This window comes from Streptomyces sp. NPDC048389, from assembly GCF_040706335.1.
Classification (GTDB): domain Bacteria; phylum Actinomycetota; class Actinomycetes; order Streptomycetales; family Streptomycetaceae; genus Streptomyces.
This window is the reverse complement of the sequence record NZ_JBEZKP010000072.1, coordinates 13,520-33,081: the sequence shown is the minus strand read 5'-3', so window position 1 is coordinate 33,081 and position 19,562 is coordinate 13,520. Positions and strand designations below refer to the sequence as shown.

At 73.2% G+C, this 19,562-nt stretch carries 17 protein-coding genes and 1 riboswitch; of the genes, 7 read left to right on the top strand and 10 right to left on the bottom strand.

Annotated elements, in window-relative coordinates; translation table 11 throughout:
• Positions 1-1,019: 1,019 nt before the first annotated feature.
• Entirely contained in the window at positions 1,020-2,126 is a 1,107-nt protein-coding gene (locus AB0903_RS31320) for a cobalt-precorrin-5B (C(1))-methyltransferase (RefSeq protein ID WP_366708120.1), read from the bottom strand.
• An 11-nt stretch (positions 2,127-2,137) separates the two neighbouring features.
• Here AB0903_RS31320 and AB0903_RS31315 point away from each other — a divergent pair, with 11 nt between their 5' ends.
• Positions 2,138-2,878 (top strand): cobalt-precorrin-6A reductase, encoded by a 741-nt coding sequence (locus tag AB0903_RS31315; RefSeq protein ID WP_366708119.1) that lies wholly within the window; start codon positions 2,138-2,140, stop codon positions 2,876-2,878.
• On the opposite strand, the gene AB0903_RS31310 is transcribed toward AB0903_RS31315, so the two are convergent.
• The 3 genes from AB0903_RS31310 to cobG are packed head-to-tail and all read right to left on the bottom strand — an operon-like array spanning position 2,866 to position 6,316.
• The gene (locus AB0903_RS31310) at positions 2,866-4,362 is read right to left on the bottom strand and encodes a precorrin-2 C(20)-methyltransferase (RefSeq protein WP_366708118.1); all 1,497 of its coding nucleotides are present in this window, start codon (positions 4,360-4,362) and stop codon (positions 2,866-2,868) included. The two genes, AB0903_RS31315 and AB0903_RS31310, sit on opposite strands and share 13 nt — an antisense overlap.
• Positions 4,359-4,985, bottom strand: coding sequence for a precorrin-8X methylmutase (locus AB0903_RS31305; RefSeq protein WP_366708123.1), 627 nt, complete (start codon positions 4,983-4,985; stop codon positions 4,359-4,361). Before AB0903_RS31305 ends, AB0903_RS31310 begins: the two co-directional genes overlap by 4 nt.
• 11 nt (positions 4,986-4,996) lie before the next feature.
• On the bottom strand, positions 4,997-6,316 hold the full coding sequence (cobG, locus tag AB0903_RS31300; RefSeq protein ID WP_366708117.1) for a precorrin-3B synthase: 1,320 nt from the start codon (positions 6,314-6,316) through the stop codon (positions 4,997-4,999).
• A 136-nt stretch (positions 6,317-6,452) separates the two neighbouring features.
• A riboswitch (cobalamin riboswitch) is annotated at positions 6,453-6,525 on the top strand.
• 55 nt (positions 6,526-6,580) lie between these two features.
• Here cobG and cobN point away from each other — a divergent pair.
• The gene (cobN, locus tag AB0903_RS31295; protein ID WP_366708116.1) at positions 6,581-10,213 is read left to right on the top strand and encodes a cobaltochelatase subunit CobN; all 3,633 of its coding nucleotides are present in this window, start codon (positions 6,581-6,583) and stop codon (positions 10,211-10,213) included.
• Between the two features lie 50 nt (positions 10,214-10,263).
• Here the strand turns inward: cobN and AB0903_RS31290 are convergent, their stop codons facing one another.
• Complete coding sequence (locus AB0903_RS31290; protein ID WP_366708115.1) at positions 10,264-10,566, bottom strand: hypothetical protein; 303 nt, start codon at positions 10,564-10,566, stop codon at positions 10,264-10,266.
• A 103-nt stretch (positions 10,567-10,669) separates the two neighbouring features.
• Entirely contained in the window at positions 10,670-11,341 is a 672-nt protein-coding gene (locus AB0903_RS31285) for a hypothetical protein (RefSeq protein WP_366708114.1), read from the bottom strand.
• Positions 11,342-11,568: 227 nt separating this feature from the next.
• Between AB0903_RS31285 and AB0903_RS31280 the strand changes: the two genes are divergently transcribed.
• The 3 genes from AB0903_RS31280 to AB0903_RS31270 all read left to right on the top strand — a co-directional run bounded on the left by AB0903_RS31280 (position 11,569) and on the right by AB0903_RS31270 (position 13,817).
• Positions 11,569-12,204: an NAD(P)-binding domain-containing protein gene (locus AB0903_RS31280; protein WP_366708113.1), complete on the top strand. Its 636-nt coding sequence runs from the start codon at positions 11,569-11,571 to the stop codon at positions 12,202-12,204.
• 114 nt (positions 12,205-12,318) lie between these two features.
• Positions 12,319-12,735 carry a four-helix bundle copper-binding protein gene (locus AB0903_RS31275; RefSeq protein WP_366708112.1) on the top strand — a complete coding sequence of 139 codons (417 nt, stop codon included), beginning with the start codon at positions 12,319-12,321 and terminating at the stop codon, positions 12,733-12,735.
• A gap of 299 nt (positions 12,736-13,034) precedes the next feature.
• Positions 13,035-13,817 carry a class I SAM-dependent methyltransferase gene (locus tag AB0903_RS31270; protein ID WP_366708111.1) on the top strand — a complete coding sequence of 261 codons (783 nt, stop codon included), beginning with the start codon at positions 13,035-13,037 and terminating at the stop codon, positions 13,815-13,817.
• Positions 13,818-13,866: 49 nt separating this feature from the next.
• Here AB0903_RS31270 and AB0903_RS31265 read toward each other — a convergent pair whose 3' ends face one another.
• Entirely contained in the window at positions 13,867-14,232 is a 366-nt protein-coding gene (locus AB0903_RS31265; protein WP_366708110.1) for a PH domain-containing protein, read from the bottom strand.
• Positions 14,233-14,595: 363 nt separating this feature from the next.
• Here AB0903_RS31265 and AB0903_RS31260 point away from each other — a divergent pair, with 363 nt between their 5' ends.
• Positions 14,596-14,937, top strand: a complete 342-nt coding sequence (locus AB0903_RS31260; protein ID WP_366708109.1) for a hypothetical protein — start codon at positions 14,596-14,598, stop codon at positions 14,935-14,937.
• Positions 14,938-15,029: 92 nt separating this feature from the next.
• On the opposite strand, the gene AB0903_RS31255 is transcribed toward AB0903_RS31260, so the two are convergent.
• Positions 15,030-15,833, bottom strand: coding sequence for a maleylpyruvate isomerase family mycothiol-dependent enzyme (locus AB0903_RS31255; protein WP_366708108.1), 804 nt, complete (start codon positions 15,831-15,833; stop codon positions 15,030-15,032).
• A 213-nt stretch (positions 15,834-16,046) separates the two neighbouring features.
• On the opposite strand from AB0903_RS31255, the gene AB0903_RS31250 reads away from it, so the two are divergent.
• Positions 16,047-16,256 carry a hypothetical protein gene (locus tag AB0903_RS31250; RefSeq protein ID WP_366708107.1) on the top strand — a complete coding sequence of 70 codons (210 nt, stop codon included), beginning with the start codon at positions 16,047-16,049 and terminating at the stop codon, positions 16,254-16,256.
• 198 nt (positions 16,257-16,454) lie between these two features.
• Here AB0903_RS31250 and AB0903_RS31245 read toward each other — a convergent pair whose 3' ends face one another.
• Together AB0903_RS31245 and AB0903_RS31240 are read right to left on the bottom strand one after the other, a co-directional pair.
• Entirely contained in the window at positions 16,455-16,928 is a 474-nt protein-coding gene (locus tag AB0903_RS31245; RefSeq protein ID WP_366708106.1) for a carboxymuconolactone decarboxylase family protein, read from the bottom strand.
• 108 nt (positions 16,929-17,036) lie between these two features.
• On the bottom strand, positions 17,037-18,377 hold the full coding sequence (locus AB0903_RS31240) for a phosphatase PAP2 family protein (protein WP_366708105.1): 1,341 nt from the start codon (positions 18,375-18,377) through the stop codon (positions 17,037-17,039).
• Positions 18,378-19,562 lie beyond the last annotated feature (1,185 nt).

The following is a 19,562-nucleotide window of genomic DNA, read 5'->3' as shown; positions in this document are numbered from 1 at the left end:
CGCGCGAGTTGCGACGCTTTACTTCCGGACACCCCCCTCCTGCGACCCCGCCCCCCTCCCGCCGTCTCGGCCTGTCACGCCCGGTGGTCCTCGCCCTCGGCCGGTGACACTGTGCCGCCAAGGGGGCCCGGTGCGCGCCGGGTAGCGCAGACGTCCCTACCGCCGAGGCGTCGCCGCCCGCTCCTTCGAGGCCGGGACCCCGGCACCCGGTTCACAGCCCACGGTTGGGGGTGACCACCCCCGAGCGTCCGTGCTGCGGCGGAGCCCCGGTTTCGGGAAAGGGCGCATGTCCTCATCCGCACCTACCCACCGGCGGGAGCGAGAGGCCGGCCGGTGGGGGTAGGTCCTGGCGTGCGCGCCGGCCAGCGGAGCCCCGGTTTCGGGCAGGGGCAGGGGGCTGCTCCCTGCCCGCACCTGCCCACGGGCGGGGGCGAAACCGCCGCGTCGGGGGAGGGGGACGCGCAGGGGGTCGTGTCCGGGACGTAAAGCGTCGCAACTCGCGCGCAGCGCGGTGAGGAAAGCAGTCCCGGACATGACCACCGGAGCGGCACCCGGACGCCACCCGGACAGGACCGGGCCCCGCCCGGAAGGCGCACCCGGGACCGGGCCCCGCACGAGGACGTAACCCGGACCCACCGGGCCCCGCCCGGACACGCGGCACCCGGGACCGGGCCCCGCACGAGGACGTAACCCGGACCCACCGGGCCCCGCCCGGACGCGCGGCACCCGGACGCCACCCGGACAGGACCGGGCCACACCCGGCGCCACGGGACCCGGCCGGAGCGCACCCGACCGGACCACGCCCGGCAACGTCACCCCGATCCACCGGGCCCCGCCCGGACGCGCGGCACCCGGACGCCACCCGCACAGGACCGGGCCACACCCGGACACGCGACACCCGAGCGCACCACACCCGGCGCCACGGGGCCCGGGCGCCGAGCGCACCCGACCGTGCCACGCCCGCGGACGTAAGCCGGAGGGGCCGGGCCGTGCCCGGAAGCGTGCCGCCCGTCCCAGGGCTACGCGCGGCCGACGACCGCGCCCGCGCGGTCGATGCAGACCACGTCCACCGCCACCGGCGCGCCCCGCAGCACCGCCAGGGCCTGGTCGCGCGCAGCCGCCGCGACCAGGTCCCCGAGGGGGACGCCGGCCGCGCGGCACATCTGGAGCGCGGCGAGCCCCGTGTTGGCGGCGGCGACCTCCGCCGCGAGCGTCTCGTCCGCGCCGCCGCGCCGCGCCAGGTCCGCGAGGAACGACGTGTCGACCTGGGAGCGGCCCGAGTGGAGGTCCAGATGGCCGACGGCGAGTTTCGACAGTTTCGCGAAGCCGCCGCAGACGGTGAGGCGTTCGACGGGGTGGCGCCGTACGTATTTGAGCACCGCGCCCGCGAAGTCGCCCATGTCGAGCAGCGCGTCCTCCGGCAGCCCGTAGAGGGAGACGACGGTCCGCTCGGACGTGGAGCCGGTGCAGCCCGCGAGGTGCGTGCGGCCCGCCGCGCGGGCGACGTCCACGCCTCGCCGGATCGAGTCGATCCACGCGGAGCACGAGTAGGGCACGACGATCCCCGTCGTGCCGAGGATGGACAGCCCGCCCAGAATCCCGAGCCGGGGGTTCCACGTGGAGCGGGCGATCTCCTCGCCGTGGTCGACGGAGACGGTGATCTCGACGTCCCCGCCGCCGCCGTGCCGCGCGGCGACCGCGGCCACGTGGTCGCGCATCATCTGCCGCGGTACGGGGTTGACCGCGGGCTCGCCGACGTCGAGGGGCAGTCCGGGCCGGGTGACCGTACCGACCCCCGGCCCGGCCCGGAAGACGACCCCGGACCCGGCCGGCAGCAGCCGTACCGTCGCGCGGACCAGCGCGCCGTGCGTGACGTCCGGGTCGTCGCCGGCGTCCTTGACGATGCCTGCCATGGCGGAGTCGGCGGAGAGCGACTCGGCGGCCAGGGCGAACGCCGGTGTCTGGCCCTTGGGGAGCGTGATCGTCACCGGGTCGGGGAAGTCCCCGGTCAGCAGCGCCGTGTACGCCGCGGTCGTCGCGGCCGTCGCGCAGGCACCGGTGGTCCAGCCGGGCCGCAGACCGGTGTGCTTGAGTTGGGCGTCACGCCCTCCGCTCGACTCAGCCATGGACGGATCCGATGCACGTACTGGTACTCGGCGGTACCACCGAGGCCCGGCGGCTCGCCGAGACGCTGCACGCCACCCGTGGCGTACGGGTCACGAGCAGTCTCGCCGGCCGGGTCGCCACTCCCAGGATGCCTCCCGGGGAGGTCCGGGTGGGCGGGTTCGGCGGGGCCGGGGGCCTGGCGCGGTGGCTGAGCGAGCACGAGGTCGGCGCGGTCATCGACGCCACCCATCCTTTCGCCGGAACGATCAGTTTCAACGCGGCCCGGGCCGCCGCCGACGCCCATGTTCCCCTGCTGGCGCTGCGCCGCCCCGGCTGGGCCCCGGCCGACGGGGACGACTGGCACCCGGTCGGCTCCCTGGAGGAGGCCGCGGAGGCGGCCCGCGCGCTCGGCAGCCGGGTGTTCCTGACCACCGGCCGGATGGGGCTCGCCTCCTTCGCGCACATCGGCGACGTCTGGTTCCTGGTGAGGTCGGTCGACGCCCCCGACGGCCCGTGCCCGCCCCGGATGGACGTGCTGCTGGACCGTGGGCCGTTCACCCTCGACGGCGAGCGGGAACTGCTGCGCCGCCACCGCGTCGACGTGCTCGTCACCAAGGACAGCGGCGGCGCGGCGACGGCGCCCAAGCTGACGGCCGCGCGGGAGGCGGGCGTGCCCGTGGTGGTCGTGCGCCGCCCGCCGGTCCCGGACGGGGTGCCGGTCGTCGCCGGCCCCGAGGAGGCCGCCGCCTGGCTGGCGGCCTACTCCGGGTAGCGCCGCGGGGTCCAGACGATCTCCTCGCCGTCTCCCCTGCGCACGACCTGCGTCTGTGACGATCCGATCAGCAGGATGGTGCGCATGTCGACCTGAGCGGGGTCGAGTTCGCCGAGCCGTACGATCCGTACGCTCTCCTGCGGACCGCCGATGTCCCGGCCGAGGACGACGGGGGTGTCGGGCGCGCGGTGCCCGAGGAGCAGTTCGCGGGCCTTGCCGACCTGCCAGGTGCGGCTGCGGGAGCCAGGGTTGTAGAGGGCGAGGACCAGGTCGGCGGCGGCCGCGGCGGCGAGCCGTTCCGCGATGACCTCCCAGGGCTTGAGCCGGTCGGACAGCGAGATGACCGCGTAGTCGTGGCCGAGCGGCGCGCCGGCCTTCGCGGCGGCGGCGTTGGCGGCGGTGACGCCGGGGAGCACCCGTACGGGCACGTCCTTGTACGGATCCTGGGACGCCACCTCCAGCACGGCGGTGGCCATGGCGAAGACGCCCGGGTCGCCGCCGGAGACAACGGCGACACGGCGCCCGCGCCGGGCGAGGTCGAGCGCGAACTCGGCGCGCTCGGACTCGACCTTGTTGTCGGAGCCGTGCCGGATCTGTCCGGGCCGCTGCGGCACCCGGTCCACGTAGGTGGTGTAGCCGACGAGTTCGTCCGCGTCGGCGAGCGCCCGCCGGGTCTCGGGGGTGAGCCACAGGGGGCCCGCGGGGCCGGTGCCGACGACCACGACCTCGCCGCGGCCGGAGTCCGGGCGGGGGTTGGCGATCCGGCTGGGCACGACGGCGACGGAGAAGTACGGCACGGACTCCGGGTCGACGCCGGCCAGTGGGCCGGTGCGTTCGCCGCTCATCGTGGCGCGCTCGACGTAGCGGGCCTCGTCCAGCCGCCCGGACGTCTCCATGGCCCTGCGGACGGCGGGGAAGGTACGGCCGAGCTTCATCACCACGGCCGAGTCGGTCGCGGCGAGGCGGGCGGTCAGCTCCTCCTCCGGCAGCGTGCCGGGGATGATCGTCAGCACCTCCTCCGCCTCGCACAGCGGGGTGCCGAGCCGGGCGGCCGCGGCGCTGACGGAGGTGACGCCGGGGATGACCTCGGTGGGGTAGCGGTGCGCGAGCCGCTTGTGCATGTGCTGGTAAGAGCCGTAGAAGAACGGGTCGCCCTCGGCGAGCACGGCGACGGTACGGCCGGCGTCGAGGTGCGCGGCGAGCCGGGCCGCGGCCTGCTCGTAGAAGTCGTCGAGCGCGCCGCGGTAGCCGCCGGGGTGGTCGGTCGTCTCGACGGTGATCGGGTACATCAGGCGCTCCTCGATGTGCTCGGGGCGCAGATGCGGGGCGGCGATCGACCGGGCGATGGACCGGCCGTGGCGGGCGCAGTGGTACGCGATGACGTCGGCCTCCGCGATGGCGCGTGCCGCGCGCAGGGTCATGAGCTCCGGGTCGCCGGGGCCGAGCCCGACGCCGTAGAGCCGGCCGGTCTTCTGCTCGCTCATTCCGCCTCGCTCGCGATCGCGTTGACTGCGGCGGCGGCCATCGCGCTGCCGCCCCGGCGCCCGCGCACCACCAGGTGTTCCAGGCGCAGCGGGTGGGCGGCGAGCGCGTCCTTCGACTCCGCCGCGCCGATGAAACCGACGGGGACACCGATGACCGCCGCCGGGCGCGGCGCCCCCTCCTGGACCATCTCCAGCAGCCGGAACAGCGCGGTGGGCGCGTTGCCGACCGCGACCACGGAACCTTCGAGGCGGTCCCGCCACAGTTCGAGTGCCGCGGCGGACCGGGTGGTGCCCAGTTTCGCGGCCAGGTCCGGCACGCTCGGGTCGGACAGCGTGCAGATCACCTCGTTGTCCGCGGGCAGGCGCTTGCGGGTGACGCCGCTGGCGACCATCTGCGCGTCGCACAGGATCGGCGCGCCGGAGCGCAGGGCGGCGCGGGCACGGACGACGACGTCCGGGCTGTGGACGAGGTCGCGGACGAGATCGACCATTCCGCACGCATGGATCATGCGGACCGCGACCTGTGACACGTCGGCCGGGAGTCCGGCGAGGTCCGCCTCCGCGCGGATCGTGGCAAAGGACTGGCGGTAGATGGCCGCGCCGTCCTTCTCGTACTCGAACACGGTGCTCTCGCTCACTTCGTCGGGGTCTTCGTCGGGGTGGTGGTGCGCGCCGCCGCGAGGGCGCCGGCGAGTTCGGTCAGGGGGACCGTACGGGGAGGGGCTCCGGGTGTGGACACCTGGTAGTGGGCGTCGCCGGTCGCGACGACGTCGACCCGGGCGCCGCGGGGGTGGCCGCAGCGGCGTTCGCAGCCGGACCAGTGGACGGGCAGGCCGCCCGCGCCGGCGGGGAGGAGGTCGGTGGCGTCGGCGCGTACGTCGGCGAGGGACTTGGCGCAGCCGGGGCGCCCGGTGCAGGCGCCGACGCCGAGCCACGGCGAGGCGGGGTCGGTGACGAGTCCGGCGGCCTCGAGCGCCCCGAGCCGCTCGGGCCCGGCGCCGGGCACGACGACGCCGCGCCACGGGGTGACGCGCAACTCACCGGTGCCGTACCGTTCGGCGACTCCGGCGACCAGGCGCCACTGGGCGGCGCGGAGCCGTCCGAGCGGCGCGGCGACGTAGACCGCGCCGTGCCCGGCCCCGACAAGGGGCCGGCTCTCCCGACCGGGGGCCCGGTCGGGACACGGCGGCGAGGCGGTGGCGACCGCGGCGAGGCCCGCTGCCGCGACCCGCGCCCTCAGGTCCGCGGCCGAGACCGCATGCGCCGCAGGGAGCTCGCGGACCCGCCACGCTCGCGTGCCGCTCGCGGCGGCGGCGTCGAGGAAGGCGTTGGCCGCGAGCAGCATCGCGCGGGGGCCGTCCTCGGCGCGGACGCGAACCGCCGCACCGCCGACGGTCACGCGGACCGCCGCGCCGCCCGGTTCTGCGAGCAACATCACATCCGCGGCGAACTCGGCCATGTCCCCGCGGCCGTCGTCCAGCGCGAACAGGAAGCGCCCGGAGAGCTCCGGCGCACGCGCGCTGGCGCACAGCAGCGCGTCCAGGTCCCGTACGAGCGGCTGCACGTCCAGGTGCCCCCGGCCGTCGAGTCCGGACAGCGGGGATGCCACGACGTTGCGTACGCGTTCGTGGCGTGGCGCGGGCAGCAGGCCCGCCGCGTCCAGCAGCCGCGCCAACTCCCCTCCGCAGCCCGGTTCGAGGCCCCGCAGCTGGACGTTCCCCCGGGAGGTGATGTCCAGCGCGCCGTCGCCGAGACGCTCGGCCGCATCGGCGAGCGCGTACGCCTGCGCGGCGCTCAGGACGCCGGCCGGGACGCGGACGCGCGCCAGCGCACCGTCGTCGGCGGTGTGCAGACGCAGTGCACCGGGGCAGGCATCACCGCGGTCCCGGACGGGAGTTACGGAAGGTACGGGGTTTTCGTCCGGGTCCGGGCGGTTCGAGGGGGCCGGAGGCATGGCGGCGAGCATACCGACCATCACACAAGCCCCCCGTCGGCCCCGCCCCGACCGGGCGCCCTACCCCGCAGGTGACGGCCCTACTATGCTGCTCGGCGGGCCGAACGGCCCACCACCGCCGAAGACGGCGTCAGGGGAGGAAGCCCGGTGAGATTCCGGCGCGGTCCCGCCACTGTGAGCCCGACAACCGTCGGGTGAGCCAGGAACTCCCGCCGTCCTCCACCAGCCCGGGGCGCGGAAACCCCGAGGAAGGCCAGACGCCGCATGCCGCACTCGTCCGAAGGGCGCCCCGCACACCCGGGCATCCTGCTCCTGTCGACGTCCGACACCGACCTGCTGAGCGCACGCGCCGCGGCGGGCCCGGTCCCGTACCGCTTCGCGAACCCGTCCCGCCTGGCGCTCGATGAGCTGCCCGCCCTGCTGGAGGGCACCGCGCTCGTCGTCGTACGCCTCCTCGGCGGGCTGCGCGCCTGGCAGGAGGGCATCGACCTGCTGCTCGCACAGGACCGCCCCGTCGTGGTCCTCACCGGCGAACAGGCGCCCGACGCCCAGCTGATGGAGACCTCCACGGTCCCCATCGGCATCGCGGCCGAGGCCCACGCCTACCTCGCCCACGGCGGTCCGGCGAACCTGGAGCAGCTGGCCCGTTTCCTGTCGGACACGGTGCTGCTCACCGGCCACGGATTCGATCCCCCGGCCGCCGCCCCCACCTGGGGCCGGCTCTCCCGCACCCCCCGCTCGGAGAACCCCGGCGGCCCGCTGATCGCGGTGCTCTACTACCGGGCCCACCACATGAGCGGCAACACCGCCTTCGTGGACGACCTGTGCGGCGCGATCGAGGACGCGGGCGGCCGCGCCCTGCCGCTGTACGTGGCGTCCCTGCGCGCTCCCGAGCCCGAACTGCTGGAGCAACTGCGGGAGTCCGACGCCCTGGTGACGACCGTGCTCGCCGCGGGCGGCACACGTCCGGCGGAGGCGAGCGCCGGCGGTGACGACGAGTCGTGGGACGCGGGCGCGCTCGCCGCCCTCGACGTACCCGTCCTCCAAGCGCTGTGCCTGACCGGTTCGCGCTCGGCGTGGGAGGCGAGCGACGAGGGCCTGTCACCGCTGGACGCGGCGAGCCAGGTCGCCGTGCCCGAGTTCGACGGCCGGCTGATCACCGTCCCGTTCTCCTTCAAGGAGATCGACGAGGACGGCCTCCCGGCGTACGTCGCCGACCCCGAGCGCGCCGCCCGGGTCGCCGGCACCGCCGTCCGGCACGCCCGGCTGCGCCACATCCCGAACGCCGAGAAGCGCCTCGCGCTGGTGCTCTCCGCGTACCCGACCAAGCACTCCCGTATCGGCAACGCGGTCGGCCTGGACACCCCCGCCTCCGCGGTGTCGCTCCTGCGTCGGCTGCGCGAGGAGGGCTACGACTTCGGGGACGAGCCGGTCCCGGGCCTCGAGTCCGGAGACGGCGACGAGCTGATCTACGCGCTCATCGAAGCCGGCGGCCACGACCAGGAGTGGCTGACGGAGGATCAGCTCGCCCGCAATCCGGTCCGTATCCCGGCCGCCGACTACAAGAAGTGGTACGCCGCCCTGCCGGCGGAGCTACGGGAGTCCGTCGAAGAGCACTGGGGCCCGCCGCCGGGCGAGATGTTCCTCGACCGGTCGCGCAACCCCGAGGGCGACATCGTGCTCGCCGCGCTGCGCCGCGGGAATCTGCTGATCCTGATCCAGCCGCCGCGCGGCTTCGGCGAGAACCCGATCGCGATCTACCACGACCCCGATCTGCCGCCCTCCCACCACTATCTGGCCACCTACCGCTGGATCGCGGCGACCGCGGCCGACGGGGGCTTCGGCGCCGACGCGATGATCCACCTGGGCAAGCACGGCAACCTGGAGTGGCTGCCCGGCAAGAACGCGGGCCTCTCCGCCGCCTGCGGCCCGGACGCCGCGCTGGGCGACCTCCCGCTGGTCTACCCGTTCCTGGTCAACGACCCGGGCGAGGGCACCCAGGCCAAGCGCCGCGCGCACGCGACGCTCGTCGACCACCTGGTGCCTCCGATGGCGCGCGCCGAGTCGTACGGCGACATCGCGCGCCTGGAGCAGCTGCTGGACGAGTACGCGCAGATCTCGTCCATGGACCCGTCCAAGCTGCCCGCGATCCGCGCGCAGATCTGGACCCTGATCCAGGCCGCGCGGCTCGACCACGACCTGGGTCTGGAGGACCGCCCGGACGACGACGGCTTCGACGACTTCCTGCTGCACGTCGACGGCTGGCTGTGCGAGGTCAAGGACGCGCAGATCCGCGACGGTCTGCATGTGCTGGGCGGCGCGCCGACCGGCCCCGAGCGGGTCAACCTGGTGCTGTCCATCCTGCGCGCCCGCCAGATCTGGGGCGGCTCGCAGTCCCTCCTCGGCCTGCGCGAGGCGCTCGGCCTGGACGAGTCCGCCGCGACCCGTACGACCGCCGACGAGGCGGAGGCCACGGCCCGCGGGCTCGTCGAGGCGATGGAGGCGGCCGGCTGGGACCCGGCCGCGGTGCCGGACTCGCACGGCCCGGACGTCGCGGCGATCCTGCGGTTCGCCGCGACGGAGGTCGTGCCGCGCCTCGCCCGCACCACCGACGAGATCGACCACGCGGTGCACGCCCTGAACGGCGGCTTCGTCCCCGCCGGCCCTTCGGGCTCACCCCTGCGCGGTCTGGTCAACGTCCTGCCGACGGGCCGCAACTTCTACTCCGTCGACCCCAAGGCCGTGCCCTCGCGTCTCGCCTGGGAGACCGGCCAGGCCCTCGCGGAATCGCTCCTCGATCGCTACCGCGCCGACAACGGCGACTGGCCCACGTCCGTCGGCCTGTCCCTGTGGGGCACCAGCGCCATGCGCACGGCGGGCGACGACGTGGCGGAGGCGCTGGCACTGCTCGGCATCCGTCCCGTGTGGGACGACGCCTCCCGCCGGGTGACCGGCCTGGAGCCCGTACCGCTCGCGGAGCTGGGCCGCCCCCGGATCGACGTCACCCTGCGCATCTCGGGCTTCTTCCGTGACGCGTTCCCGCACACGATCGGTCTGCTGGACGACGCGGTCCGCCTCGCCGCCTCGCTCGACGAGCCGGAGGCGGACAACCTCGTCCGCGCGCACGCACAGGCCGACCTGGCGGAGCACGGCGACGAGCGCCGCGCCACGACCCGTATCTTCGGTTCCCGGCCGGGCACGTACGGCGCGGGCCTGCTCCAGCTGATCGACAGCCGCGACTGGCGCACGGACGCGGACCTGGCAGAGGTCTACACGGTGTGGGGCGGCTACGCGTACGGCCGGGGCCTGGAGGGCCGACCGGCGCGGGCCGAGATGGAGACCGCGTACCGGCGTATCGCCGTCGCCGCGAAGAACACGGACACCCGCGAGCACGACATCGCGGACTCGGACGACTACTTCCAGTACCACGGCGGCATGGTCGCCACCGTCCGCGCGCTCAAGGGCACGGCCCCGGAGGCGTACATCGGCGACTCGACCCGCCCGGAGACGGTCCGCACCCGTACCCTCGTCGAGGAGACGTCCCGCGTCTTCCGCGCCCGCGTGGTCAACCCGCGCTGGATCGAGGCGATGCGCCGCCACGGTTACAAGGGCGCCTTCGAGCTGGCGGCCACCGTCGACTACCTCTTCGGGTACGACGCGACGACGGGCGTCGTCGCGGACTGGATGTACGACAAGCTCACCGAGACGTACGTCCTGGACCCGGAGAACCGCGCCTTCCTCCAGCAGGCCAACCCCTGGGCGCTGCACGGCATCGCGGAACGGCTCCTGGAGGCCGAGTCCCGCGGCATGTGGGCGAAGCCGGACGCGGCGGTGCTGGAGCAGCTGCGGCAGGTCTTCCTGGAGACCGAGGGCGACCTGGAGGACGACGAGGCGTAGCGGGGCGGCGGCGGTGCGGGCCGCGTCAGCGGGCGGCGGTGCGGGCCGCGTCAGCGGGCGGCGGTGCGGGCCGGCCGCTGCGCGGCCCAGATCATGCCGGGCGCCACCAGCATGACGGCGAGGCCCGCGAAGCGTACGTACCCCTGCGCCGCCGGGTCCGCGACCAGGAGCGCCGCGACCACCTGCGTCGCGAGCCCGGCGGCGACGAGCAGCTGCGCGTAGCCGAACATCCTGGGCCGCACGATGTGCCTGCGCTGCGCGGGCAGCAGCCAGCCGGTGCGTACGGCGAGGATCCCGAGCGCGGCCACGAGCAGGGCGAGAACGCCGACCGTGACTCCCACGTACCCGTTCATCGCCCCACCCTTGCTTGTGCTGCCGGCCGGCCCGCCGGACCGAAGTCAGCGCATCATGCCACAGCCGCCACAGCCGCCACAGCGGGCCGGTGACCCCGCCGCCCTACGGCTCCGTCAGCGTCAGGCTCCAGGTGCCCTCCGAGGTCACGTTGACGTAGTACGGACCTTCGCTCCGCATCCTCGCGACGGCCGAGCCCCCGAAGTCGCGGATCTCGTTGAAGACCAGGTCCTGGGCCCTGCCCTCGGAGTCGACGACCGTGACGACGAAGGTGCCGTCACCGGTGTGGGTCGCCGCCACAGTGACCGCCCGGTCCGCTTCGAAGGGCCCTTCCAGACGGTCTGAGCTGCCCGACCAGCTCTGCGGCAGGGCGGCAGCGGACGACGGGACGCCCGGCTGCGTGATCTCGACGGTCCAGGGAGCGTCCGCGTCCACCTGGAGCACATGGTCTCCGGCGCTCACGCCGACGCCCTTGCTGCCCTCGTACGACCCGGTCCGGTTGACGACGAGGTCCTTCACCTGACGCCGGTCGTCGAGGATCTCCACGATGAAGTTCCCCGTGCAGGAGACACACTCCGACCGCACCACGGCCAGCCCGTCGGTCAACGCGAACTCGTCGGTCACCTCCTGCCCCGTACCGCTGAGCGTGATCGGCGGCACGGACGGCGTCGGCTGGCGCACGCTCGCCACCGCCCCGCTCTGCGCGGCGGTCAGCGCCACGACCAGCAGCACCACGGCGGCGACCACGCCCCGTACGTCCTTCCTGCGGTCGGCCATGCCCGGCTCCTTCCATTCGCCGGCACCGGCCCCACCCGACCCACCGGCACCATCTCCACCATCCGCCCCCCACCGCCCTCCGCAACTCGACGCTCCGCCGCCTCCGGGGGCAGCGGGGGCATCGGGGCGCAAGGTCGTTTCCTCGTACGTGGTCAGGGCACTCGTCGCCCGCAGCCCCCGGTCGGGACGACGGCGGAGGAGCGTTGCGAGAACCTACGGAGGCCCTCATGAGGATCGGCATCATCGGCGCAGGCCACATCGGTTCCACCCTGGCCCGCCACTTCGTGCGTATCGGCCATGACGTGGTCATCAGCAACTCGAGGGGGCCGGACACGCTCGCCGGACTCGTGGAGGAGGTCGGCGGCGGGCTCCGGGCGGTCTCCGCGCGGGAGGCGGCCGAGTTCGGCCAGGTCGTCGTGGTCAGCATCCCGTACGGGCGTTACAAGGAGCTGCCGGCGGACGCCCTCAAGGACAAGGTCGTGATCGACACCTGCAACTACTACCCCGAGCGCGACGGGCACGACCCCGACCTGGACAACGACAGCACCACCTCCAGCGAGAAGATCAGGGCGCACACGGACGCGGACCTCGTGAAGGCGTTCAACGCGATCCACTGGCAGAACCTTCGCGACCGGGGCCGGAGCAAGGGCGACCCGGACCGGCCGGCCATCCCCGTCTCCGGGACCGACACGGAGGCGAAGGCCGTGGTCGCGGGGCTCATCCGGGACATCGGCTTCGACCCGGTCGACGCGGGCGACATCGGTCACGGCGGCCGCAGCCATCAGCCGGGCTCGCGCCTGTACGGGGCCGAGATGTCCGCCCGGGAGATGAACGACCTGCTCCGGGCCGGCGCCGCGGTGTGAACAAGGTCCTCGACACCATGGCGTGATCAGGGCAGGCCCCCGCCGCCCGCGCGAACCGCGCCCGTCGCCGCTCCGGCACGCACCGCCCGACGAAGAACCGATCAGGAGGTCACCATGGCCACGACCACGTCCGTGAAGGACATGCTGAACACCTACCCCGCCGACCTCGGCGACGTCGACCGGGAGGCCCTCACCCGGTGCATCGAGGAGTGCACCGCCTGCGCCCAGGCGTGCACCGCGTGCGCGGACGCCTGCCTGTCGGAGGGCATGGTGGGCGACCTGACGAAGTGCATCCGCACCGACATGGACTGCGCCGACATCTGCGCCGCCACCGCCGCCGTGCTCTCACGCCACACCGGCTACGACGCGAACATCACCCGCGCGATCGTGCAGGCGTGCGCCACCGCCTGCACGGCGTGCGCGGACGAGTGCGCGCGCCACGCGGACATGCACGAGCACTGCCGTATCTGCGCCGAGGCGTGCCGAAGCTGCGAGCGGGCGTGCAACGAACTCCTCGCGGCCCTCGGATAGGACGGGCCGGCCCACCGGCGCCCGGTTCCTCGGCGGTGTCGAGGAACGGGGTGCCGCGTGGGCCGGTTCCTCGGCGGTGTCGAACGTCCGGTCAAAAACCGGTCCCGGCGCCGCCCGGGAAGCCCCCGTGACGTCCCCCCGCGGTACCGTGCGCCCCGGAGCGCGCCCTCCGCGGGTGACGCCCTCCCCGTCGCCGCCCGGGCCTGCTCCACACGCACCCGAGTCCTCACCGCAGCCCCTCTGAGCTGGGATTTCACCCCGTGAGGCCGTACCGTTCCGGTTACCTGGAAGGGGGCCGGATGGACCGGGACATACGCACCGTCGACGACGTGCTGAAGCTCATGGACAAGCTGTTCGCACCTGCTGCGGACCGCTGGACGGCACAGGGTTCCGGCTGGTGGGACGACTTCTACACCGACCGCACCAGACCGGTGCCGTTCTTCGTGGGGAAGGCCGACGAGAGTCTGGCCGCGTACCTCGGGCAATGTCTGCTCACCCCCGGCCGGGCACTCGACCTGGGCTGCGGTCCGGGCCGCAACGCACTGCACCTGGCAGCCGCCGGGTTCGACGTGGACGCGGTCGACCTCTCGCCGACGGCCCTCGCCTGGGCCGAGGAACGCGCCCGTGAGGCCGGAGCCAGGGTGCGTTTCCACTGCGGTGACGCCTTCGAGCTCACCGTCGCGGAACTGACCGGCCCGTACGACCTCGTCTACGACTCCGGCTGCTTCCACCACCTGCCGCCGCACCGCCGCGTCAGCTACCTCGCCCTGCTCGACCGGGTCCTCGCCCCCGGCGGCCACTTCGCACTCACCTGTTTCGCGGCCGGCGCGATGGGCAGCGAACTCCCCGACGCGGACTTCTACCGCGGCCGCCCGGGGCTGCACGGCGGACTCGCCTACACGCCGGAGTCCCTGCGCCGGATCTTCTCCGGCCTGACAGAGGTGGAGCTGCGCCGTATGCGCGACGAAGCCCCCGACTCCGCGTACTTCGGCGAGCCGTTCCTGTGGACCGCCCTGTTCCGCCGCGAGGCCCGTGCCGCGACGCCGACGACGGCCGACGGTCCCGGAACCGCGACCGGTTGAAGAACCAACCGGTCGCGGCCCGTACGGGATGCCGCGACGCCCCGCAGGGCTACCTCGCGACGAACTGCGTCAGGATGGCCTGGACCTCGTAGATGTCGACGCCCTTCGTGAACGTCTTCTGGATCGGCGCGGGAGTGCCGGAGATCCATATCCTGAGCTCCGCGTCGAGGTCGAACGTACCGGCGGTCTCGACGGAGAAGTGCGTGATGCTGCGGTACGGGACCGAGTGGTACTCGACCTTCCGCCCGGTGATCCCCTGCTTGTCCACGAGGACCAGCCGGCGGTCGGTGAACAGGATCGTGTCACGTATGAGCACGTACGCGGCCTGCACCCGCTCGCCCTGCCCGAGGAGTCGCGCGTATTCGTGCTGCGCCTGCCCCGGATCAACCGTGTGCGCGTTCCCGAAAAGTGCCATGGCGGCCCCCACCCGTTGAAGTCGCAGGATCTTCGTACTGTATAGCCGGGCCCGCCTCGAGTCCCCCACGACGACGGCCGCCTGCCGCCTGCCGTCGGCCTGAGGCCGGGCTGAGGGGCCGACTGAGGCCGTGTTGCCGCTGACTGAGACCGGGTTGTTGCCGTCTGCCGTCTGCCTGAGGCCGGGGCGCAGGCCGCCGCCCGTCCCCCTCCGTCGTCACGGTGCCCCCGGCGGCCGCCGGTTACCCCGCCCGGCCGCGCCCCGGATGCCCTGACCCGGGCGAAGCGGCAAGGTGGCCTTCGCCAGGACCTTCACCAGACCCGTTCCTTCACCAGACCCCTTTCGACCGGACGAGGAGCGCAGATGTCCGTGACCCCCTACCGGCATGCCGCCGTCGCTGCGGGGACCTTGCTCCTCGCCCTCACCGCCGCTGGCTGTTCCGGCCTCGACCGGACCGCCGTGGGGACGGTCGTCTACGAGGGCGAGCACGGTCACCACACGACGGTGACGAGCCCCCGCATCACGGGCTGCCACCGGTTCGAGCCCCCGGGTGCCGTCGCCGTCGAGAACAACACGGAGGTCGACGCCGTCTTCTACCCGACGGACGACTGCTCCGGTGACGAGTCGATCTACGTACCGTCGGGCACGTCCGATGTCCCCGCCCCGGGCGCGGGGCCCTGGCGCAGCTACAGCTTCATCCACTGACAGCCTGATCTGCGGAGACCGCCGTCGGCTCCACGCTCGATGCTGCCGCCGGTTCCCGCTCAGGTCGACGCCGGCTCCCGGTCAGCGCGCGCTCAGAACCAGACCCGCGCCGCGACGAGCGCCGCCACCCCGTCCTCGTCGCCCTCGTAGCGCAGTTCGCCGCGCGGTTGCCGCCCCGACACGTGCCGGGCGAAGTCCACCGCGTCCGCCCTCAAGGTGGCTACCGGCGGGCCGCTCCCCAGTCGGTGGGCGCCACCGGCCGGGCCCGTCAGCTCCAGCATGCAGGGCGGGCCTGTCCAGCCGAGCGCCAGGTCCAGCACCACCTGGTTCACGATTTCGCGGTCGTGGTCGTCGAGCACCGGCTCGACCCCGACGGCGTCGCTGATGTCCACCCGGTGCATCCAGGTGTCACGGGCGACGAGAACGCTGTTCAGGTACTCCATGGAGTCCTCCGGAAGCGCCCGGCCCTCCGGGAGAACCATACTGAGCCGCATTCGCCGCCGTACCGGGGCGGGCGTCCGCCGCAGGGACCGTGTGCCGCGAGGCGCCAGCCCCGCGAAGTCCCGCACCAGCTCCGGGCCGGGCTCCTCGTCCCGGTCCTCGATCTGGCTCTCGTTGTGCCCGTCGAGCGCGCCGAGCGAGGGATGCGTGACACGGGCACGACGGACCCGGCTGATCATGAGCCACGGTTTGGCCAACTCCTCGTACTGCCCGACCTCGTGGGCGACCATGTCCCGCACGGTCCAGCCCGTACAGGCCGTGGGCCGCGACCACGCGTCGGGGCGCAGCGAGCCCATGAGCGCGAGCGAGGCGCGGATCTCCGCCTCGTTGACCTCGCGCGCCCGTGCGGGGTCGGTCCGGGGGATGTCACGTGCGGCGACGGTCGACGTGCCCATGACGCAGCCTCCTCACACCCCCCACACCCCCTTGAACCCTCGTGCTCTTCAGGTTACGCCGGGGCCCGGCGCCCTCAACCGGGGCCGCGCGGGCAGGGCGGCCAGGCGCTGGGCCCGGTGGCCCGCCCGGACGCCGGGGCGGCGGGGTTGCGGGGTTGCGGGGTTGCCCGGCGGCGTACCGCCCACGCAGGAGGAGAGGGCCGGTGACCCGGGGTGAAGGACGGCCGGTACTTCGCCCACGACACGACGCCGCACGCGCGCGGCAGGGTCGAGGTCTCCCGGAGTCGGTACGAGGCAGTCCTTGCGAAGGACCAGCGCAACCTGTTCGCCGTTCCGGGCGTGCTCTTCGCCGGCGCCGCGTATGTCGCCTTGGCGAGCGGAGAGCTGCGCCGCAGGGCAGATCGCGGTCCCGTGCCGTCATGACGCCGGCATGACTCCTGCGAGGCCCCCTGGCCGCTTCCCCCTGGGCAACCGGACCGCCAGGCGCCCCTGGCCGCTTCCCTTGGGGCAACCGGACCGCCGCGCCCCGGTACATGCCCACGGGGCCCGGCGACGACGGCACGAGGCGTGTACCGCCGGCGCGAGACTGCACCTGCCGCTTCCGCCAGGTGCTGCTCCGCGTCAGCCGAACTGCCCCGGCTGGTAGTCGCCCGCAGGCTGCTGGACCATGACGTTCACGCGGTTGAAGGCGTTGATGAGGGCGACGAGCGAGACCAGGGCGGCGAGCTGCTCCTCGTCGTAGTGCTTGGCGGCATTCGCCCACGCCCCGTCCGTGACGCCACCGGCCGCGTCGGCGATGCGGGTGCCCTGCTCCGTCAGCTCCAGCGCGGCGCGCTCGGCATCGGTGAACACGGTGGCCTCGCGCCAGGCCGCGACAAGGTGGAGGCGCGTCGAGGTCTCCCCGGCCGCCGCGGCGTCCTTGGTGTGCATGTCGGTGCAGAAGCCGCAGCCGTTGATCTGGCTGGCGCGGATCTTCACCAGCTCCTGCGTAGCGGCCGGCAGCGCAGAGTCCGAGACCGCCTTGCCCGAAGAGACGAGGTGCCTCACGAACTTGGCCGCGACCGGGTTGTGGAAGAGGTTCAGGCGAGCATCCATGGTGCGCTCCTTGGCGTTGTTCCGGTGGTTACACCTCTCTGACGGAGCGACTCGGCACGATGTGACGGGCCCCGATGTGACGTGTGTCTCGCCGCGCCTTCCTGCTGCTCAGTTCCGGCCGCCTCGGTCGGCACCGACCGCACCGACCGCACCGACCGCATCCGACTCCACCAGTTCGGGCCGCAGTTCACGTCGCGGTTCCGGCAGCTGCACCGAGGCGGGCCTCCGGTCCCACCGTGTGGTGGTCCGCGCGTAGCCGTAGACCACCGAGGCCGTCGCCAGGACGAGGAGCGGCCCGAACACCCACGGTTGTTCGGCCATCTCCACCGACAGATAGCGATACGACGCCAGGAACGCGGCGAAGACCGCGGTTCCGTAGGCGACCATCCGGATACCCGCCCGGTCCCAACCGCGGTCCTGCGCGCGCAGCGCCGTCTCGATCGTGAGAGTGAAGACCACACCGGCGATGATGTCCGCGCCGTAGTGATAGCCGAAGCCCAGCGTTGCGCCGAGCGTCGCGATCAGCCAGAACGTGCCCAGGAAGCGCAGGGCCCACGGGCCCTTGAGGGAGTGGATGAAGATCGCGGTGGCCCACGCCGTGTGCAGACTGGGCATGCAGTTGCGCGGGGTGACGCCGTCGAAGGGCATCGGCTGCGGGGTGCCGAGCGGCGGCGGCGTGTCCGGCCACAGGTCGGCCACCGCCCAGTGTCCCCCGTCGGCCCCGTAGGCGAAGATCGGTCCGACCACCGGGAAGATCATGTAGAAGCCGGGCCCCAGCAGGCCGATGACCAGAAACGTGCGCACCAGGTGATGGCCCGGGAAGCGGCGCTCGGCCGCCACGTTGCGCAGCTGGTACAGCGCGACGACGACAGCGGCGACCGCGAGCTGCACGTAGACCCAGTCGAGGACATGGGCGCCGACCGGGCCGGTGGCCTCGACCATCCGGCCCACGATCCACGACGGGTCCCCCAACGCGCGATCGGCGGTCGCCACGTACTGGTCGAGCACCGTCGGGCGCGTCTCCGACGTGATCAGCAGCCAGGTGTAGCCGGTCTTGCGGCCGGCCACGAGCAGCAGGGCCAGTCCGACGCCCTTCAGCAGCAGGACGCGGTCACGTCCGGTGCGGCGCGTGACGGCGATGACGGCACAGGCCAGGGTCACCCACAGCGCGCCGTTGCCCACCATCATCTCTGCGTCGACCGCCGACCGTACGAGCCAGAAGGCGATGTCGATGCCGATCGCGGCGCCGACCGCGATGAACCGCTGCCGCCAGGTGAGCACCACCAGCATCAACGCCATGCTGACGTACAGCACCGTCCCCGATTTGGGGGCGAATATCACCTCTCGCGCCTGGTCGCTGATCGGCCCCCGCTCGCCGTACCGACGCGCGGCGATCTCCAGTGCGATGAGGAATCCGAGGCCCACCGCACTCACCGCGACCCACAGCACGACGCGTGGTTGCCGCCATGCAGGCAACGGAGGGCTGCCGCCTCGCCGCGAAGACCCTCGCGTTAGTGTGGATATCAATGTTTCAACCGAGTTGTGATATTTCAAGATGATCGCTATGGGCTCGAACATGCTAGCGGAGCGCGTGGGTTTCGCTGATCCGGGGTAGCCCCTTTGCCAACGGCACGACCTCGGCGGCGGCCAAGTAGCACCGCCCGCCCCCGGCTCGGGGGCGCCGTGTGCGGCTCCGTGGACGGGTGGGCGGCTGATCACCCGCCCTGGTTCGATCCGAGTGGCCTCCGACTGCTGCCGTCGCCGATCCAGAACATCGCGGTGAATGTGGTGCCGGCCTCTTCGGGTGATGAGCTGGGTCCGGCGACGCCGTTGACGGCCTGCGGTCTCGTGGAATGTTTCGGCGAAGACTTCCGCCGCAGCGATACAGGGGTGGAAGGTCGGTGTGCGGCGCAGGTCGTAGCGGTTCTGCGCGACCAGCAGGGCGACTTGGGCGGCTGCCGCCCGCAGTGCTTCGCCGGTCCAGGTGTTTAAGGGGAGCCGGTTGACGACGCGGGGGCGCTGTATCCGATCGGGGCCGGGTGGGGGACGAAGAAGGAGGATGCTCAGGAGCTGTTCGTCCTGGGAGTGAGTCCTTCTGTCCGGGCCTTCGGCAGCAGGTGACGGAGGATCTCCGGAGCTCCGGCGACTACTGAGCCAGCGAGCACCCCCGTTCTGGCCTAAGTGGCTGGACGGGGGGTGCTTTCGTCGCGCTCTGGGCCAGCGGCGGTCAAACGCGCGTCAGGAGTCAAGCCAGGTCGATGGCGAAGTCTACGACCGTGGTGTCACCGCGGCGCACGATCGGGTGCGCCACCTCGACGATCCGCCCGGTGTCTGCGATGTGTCGCCGTGTGTACCGCAGCACCGGCACCCCCTGTCCTATCCGCAGGGTGGGATTACCCGAAGAGGCCAAGACCGTCCGCGACTGGACGACCAGCCACGTATCCCACGAAGGCGCCCCGCTCGTCGCGCACGAACTGTTCGTCGCCATCCTCGGCAGCCGGGTCGACCGCCCCGACGTCATCGACATGGCTGTCTCCACCGCAGGGCGCCGCATCCGCATCACCGCGACCGGCCCGGACCCGCTGCCGTCCTCCAGATGCACGGCCCCGGTGCCCAGATCATCGGCCAACTGGC

What these genes read in the sequence shown, in the direction of transcription:
- AB0903_RS31260 (WP_366708109.1), top strand. Translation starts at nt 14,596, where the DNA reads ATGTCCGTGACCCCCTACCGGCATGCCGCCGTCGCTGCGGGGACCTTG.
- AB0903_RS31310 (WP_366708118.1), bottom strand. Translation starts at nt 4,362, where the DNA reads ATGAGCGAGCAGAAGACCGGCCGGCTCTACGGCGTCGGGCTCGGCCCC.
- AB0903_RS31265 (WP_366708110.1), bottom strand. Translation starts at nt 14,232, where the DNA reads ATGGCACTTTTCGGGAACGCGCACACGGTTGATCCGGGGCAGGCGCAG.
- AB0903_RS31290 (WP_366708115.1), bottom strand. Translation starts at nt 10,566, where the DNA reads ATGAACGGGTACGTGGGAGTCACGGTCGGCGTTCTCGCCCTGCTCGTG.
- AB0903_RS31285 (WP_366708114.1), bottom strand. Translation starts at nt 11,341, where the DNA reads ATGGCCGACCGCAGGAAGGACGTACGGGGCGTGGTCGCCGCCGTGGTG.
- AB0903_RS31255 (WP_366708108.1), bottom strand. Translation starts at nt 15,833, where the DNA reads ATGGGCACGTCGACCGTCGCCGCACGTGACATCCCCCGGACCGACCCC.
- AB0903_RS31245 (WP_366708106.1), bottom strand. Translation starts at nt 16,928, where the DNA reads ATGGATGCTCGCCTGAACCTCTTCCACAACCCGGTCGCGGCCAAGTTC.
- AB0903_RS31315 (WP_366708119.1), top strand. Translation starts at nt 2,138, where the DNA reads ATGCACGTACTGGTACTCGGCGGTACCACCGAGGCCCGGCGGCTCGCC.
- cobN (WP_366708116.1), top strand. Translation starts at nt 6,581, where the DNA reads ATGCCGCACTCGTCCGAAGGGCGCCCCGCACACCCGGGCATCCTGCTC.
- AB0903_RS31320 (WP_366708120.1), bottom strand. Translation starts at nt 2,126, where the DNA reads ATGGCTGAGTCGAGCGGAGGGCGTGACGCCCAACTCAAGCACACCGGT.
- AB0903_RS31280 (WP_366708113.1), top strand. Translation starts at nt 11,569, where the DNA reads ATGAGGATCGGCATCATCGGCGCAGGCCACATCGGTTCCACCCTGGCC.
- AB0903_RS31275 (WP_366708112.1), top strand. Translation starts at nt 12,319, where the DNA reads ATGGCCACGACCACGTCCGTGAAGGACATGCTGAACACCTACCCCGCC.
- AB0903_RS31270 (WP_366708111.1), top strand. Translation starts at nt 13,035, where the DNA reads ATGGACCGGGACATACGCACCGTCGACGACGTGCTGAAGCTCATGGAC.
- cobG (WP_366708117.1), bottom strand. Translation starts at nt 6,316, where the DNA reads ATGCCTCCGGCCCCCTCGAACCGCCCGGACCCGGACGAAAACCCCGTA.